The 831-nt window shown below is 68.6% G+C and carries 1 protein-coding gene; it reads left to right on the top strand.

What is annotated here, in order from left to right; translation table 11 throughout:
- Positions 1-694, top strand: a 694-nt coding sequence (locus AC559T_RS15000) for an integrase core domain-containing protein (RefSeq protein WP_498869119.1), incomplete at its 5' end; no start/stop codon positions are given.
- Positions 695-831 lie beyond the last annotated feature (137 nt).

Raw genomic sequence — 831 nt, 5'->3', positions numbered from 1 at the left:
AATCCAGGGCGAGCTCCTCAAACTCGGCCACCGGGTGAGCGCCTCCACGATCCGCCGGGTCCTGAAGACCCTCGGGTTGCCACCAGCGCCCAGGCGGCAAACCGACACGACGTGGCGGCAGTTCCTGCGCACCCAGGCCTCGACCATGCTGGCCGTCGACTTCTTCCACGTGGACTGCGCCGTGACGCTACGGCGTCTGTACTGCTCCTTCGTCCTGGAAGTCGCCTCCCGCACCGTCCACATCCTCGGAGTCACCACCCGCCCCGACGGACCGTGGACCACCCAACAAGCCCGGAACCTCCTCATGGACCTCGGCGACCGGGCGGCCGACTTCCAGTTCCTGGTCCGCGACCGCGCCGGGCAGTTCACCGCCTCGTTCGACGCGGCCCTCGCCGACGCTGGCATCACCACCATCAAGATCCCACCCCGGACTCCGCGGGCGAACGCCTACGCGGAACGGTTCGTCCGCACGGTCCGGACCGAGGCCACCGACCGGATGCCGATCTTCGGCGAACGGCACCTGCGCACCGTCCCGGCCGAGTACGCCGCCCACTACAACGGACGACGACCTCACCGCGGTTGTGGCCTTCAACCGCCTCGGCCCGACCACCCCGTCGCCGACCTGGCCAGGGAACGGATCAAGCACCAGCCTGTCCTCGGCGGCCTGATCAACGAATACGAACGAGCCGCCTAAAACCCCAGGTCAGGGCCGGTGGCCGAGTTCTGACACCCCACAGGTATCGCCATGAGCTGTTCGACGAGGCGTTCCAGACCGAACTCGCCGAGGTCTACCGCGACAGTGCGAAAGGGCAGCCGCCGGTCCCACCGGCG

The sequence above is a fragment of the Frankia sp. Hr75.2 genome, from assembly GCF_949319125.1.
Taxonomy (GTDB): Bacteria; Actinomycetota; Actinomycetes; order Frankiales; family Frankiaceae; genus Parafrankia; species Parafrankia soli.
Note: the sequence above shows the minus strand (reverse complement) of the source record. Positions and strands in the feature narration are given on the sequence as shown.